Raw genomic sequence first — 2,326 nt, 5'->3', positions numbered from 1 at the left:
TACCCGCCGTCCCTGGGTGAATCGAAGCCTACGGCCGACGGCCACGAACACCCTGCAAGAAAGGTAAGGAGACGATGACCGACACCGCGATCGAGCAGTTGGTCGAGTTCGACCTGCTGATCGGGGGCGAATCATCCTCCGCCGCATCGGGTTTGACCTACAACAGTGTTGACCCCTTCACTGGCAGGCCCTGGGCGCGCGTGCCCGACGGCGGGGCTGCCGATGTGGACCGCGCCGTAGCCGCCGCCCACGCTGCGCTGAATGGACCGTGGGGTGCGCTCACTGCGACCGCCCGCGGCAAGCTGCTGCGGCGCCTAGGCGAGATCATCGCGCGCGAGGCCGAGCAGCTCGCCGAACTCGAGGTACGTGACGGCGGCAAGCTGGTTCGCGAAATGGTCGGCCAGATGCGGTCGCTGCCGGATTACTACTTCTACTACAGCGGACTGGCAGACAAACTGCAGGGCGACGTCATACCGGTGGATAAGCCCAACTACTTCGTCTATACCCGCCATGAACCCGTCGGCGTAGTCGGCGCGATCACACCCTGGAACTCACCGCTACTGCTGTTGACCTGGAAGCTGGCCGCCGGGCTGGCCGCGGGTTGCACCTTCGTCGTCAAGCCCAGCGACCACACTCCGACATCGACGCTAGCGTTCGCAAAACTGTTCGCCGAGGCCGGTTTTCCGCCGGGCGTCATCAACGTCGTCACCGGTTGGGGCCCGGAGACGGGTGCCGCGCTGGCGTCGCACCCGGGCGTCGACAAGATCGCGTTCACCGGATCGACGACAACCGGCATTCAGGTCGGCAAGGCCGCGATTCAGAACATGACCCGGTTCTCCCTCGAACTCGGCGGCAAGTCGGCGCAGGTGGTTTTCGCCGATGCCGACCTCGACGCGGCGGCCAACGGCGTGATTGCCGGCGTGTTCGCCGCCACCGGCCAGACTTGTCTGGCGGGCTCGCGCCTTCTCGTAGAACGAAGCGTCGCCGACGCATTGGTGGACAAGATCGTCGCGCGCGCGGCGACCATCAAGCTGGGTGATCCAAAGGACCCGGCGACCGAGATGGGCCCGGTGTCTAACCAGCCTCAGTACGAGAAGGTGCTGTCGCACTTCGCTGCTGCCCGCGAGCAGGGTGCGACGGTGGCCTACGGCGGCGAGCCGGCCGGCGACCTTGGCGGCTACTTCGTCAAGCCGACCGTGCTGACCGGTGTCGACCCCTCGATGCGTGCCGTCGCCGAGGAGATCTTCGGACCCGTGCTGGCGGTGATGACCTTCGCCGACGAGGACGAGGCCGTCGCCGCGGCCAACGCCACCGAGTTCGGATTGGCCGCGGCGGTGTGGACCAAGGACGTCCACCGTGCGCACCGGGTGGCCGCCAAGCTGCGGGCCGGCACAGTGTGGGTCAACGCCTATCGCGTTGTCGCGCCTCATGTTCCGTTCGGTGGCGTCGGCTACAGCGGCATCGGCCGGGAAAACGGCATCGACGCCGTGAAGGACTTCACCGAGACCAAAGCGGTGTGGGTGGAGCTGTCCGGGGACACCCGCGACCCGTTCACGCTCGGCTGACCTCAACCCAATCGACAAGGGGAATACACATGACGCTCGACCTCGCGGCCGCCGACAAGGTGCTGGCCGGACTGCGGCCATTTCCGGTGGCAGTCACCACGATTGACGGTGGCTTCGCTAACGGCCTGATGTCGCTGTCCGCCGGCTCGGCCAGCATCGTGCCGGAACTGCCACGCGCGACCGTCAGCCTGACCAAGTACAACAAGACGCACGACATGCTGGTCAACTCCGGCATCTTCGTGATGCACATGCTGTCGGCCGGTCCGGACGAGATCGACAAGTCCATGGAGATCCTGATGACCCTCGGCGGCAGTTCAGGCCGGGACGGCGACAAGATCGCCAAGCTGCGGACCAAGCCGGGTGTCACGGGCGCGCCGATCCTGCTCGACGCACACAGCTACGTGGAGTGTCGCATCACGGGGTCGCTAGACAATGACGAGAACACCATCTTCGTCGGTGACGTGGTCGCCGCGGAGGTGTTCAGCTCCGAGCAACGGCTGCGGATCGGAGAGGCGTGGGGCAGGTTGCCGCACGAGTGGATCGAGCAGTACGAGGCGAATCACGAGCCGCAGCTGCAAAGTGCACGCGACCTGCGGGCGGCAGCCGCGGCGCGGGTCTGATGACCGAAGGGCCTTCTGGCGCCTGGCAGCTGCCGGAAGAACTGGTGATGCTGCGCGACACGGTGCGGCGGTTCATGGATGCGCAGGTTCATCCAGTCGAGGAGAAGCTGGGCCACGACACGGTCGGGCTACCCAGGGAAC

General features: G+C 66.2%; 2 protein-coding genes and 1 pseudogene. All 3 read left to right on the top strand.

Annotated features, from left to right (window positions below; translation table 11 throughout):
- Positions 1-74: 74 nt before the first annotated feature.
- Positions 75-1,565 (top strand): aldehyde dehydrogenase, encoded by a 1,491-nt coding sequence (locus WAN71_RS07515; protein WP_422224730.1) that lies wholly within the window; start codon positions 75-77, stop codon positions 1,563-1,565.
- A gap of 29 nt (positions 1,566-1,594) precedes the next feature.
- Positions 1,595-2,185: a flavin reductase family protein gene (locus WAN71_RS07510; RefSeq protein WP_422224729.1), complete on the top strand. Its 591-nt coding sequence runs from the start codon at positions 1,595-1,597 to the stop codon at positions 2,183-2,185.
- Positions 2,185-2,326 (top strand): annotated as a pseudogene (locus tag WAN71_RS07505) (acyl-CoA dehydrogenase); the annotation flags it as partial. The gene WAN71_RS07510 and the pseudogene WAN71_RS07505, both read left to right, overlap by 1 nt.

It is taken from the genome of Mycobacterium sp. (assembly GCF_049280035.1).
Taxonomy (GTDB): domain Bacteria; phylum Actinomycetota; class Actinomycetes; order Mycobacteriales; family Mycobacteriaceae; genus Mycobacterium.
Note: the sequence above shows the minus strand (reverse complement) of the source record. Positions and strands in the feature narration are given on the sequence as shown.

Coding starts and splice junctions, on each gene's coding strand:
- WAN71_RS07515 (WP_422224730.1), top strand. CDS start 75: ATGACCGACACCGCGATCGAGCAGTTGGTCGAGTTCGACCTGCTGATC.
- WAN71_RS07510 (WP_422224729.1), top strand. CDS start 1,595: ATGACGCTCGACCTCGCGGCCGCCGACAAGGTGCTGGCCGGACTGCGG.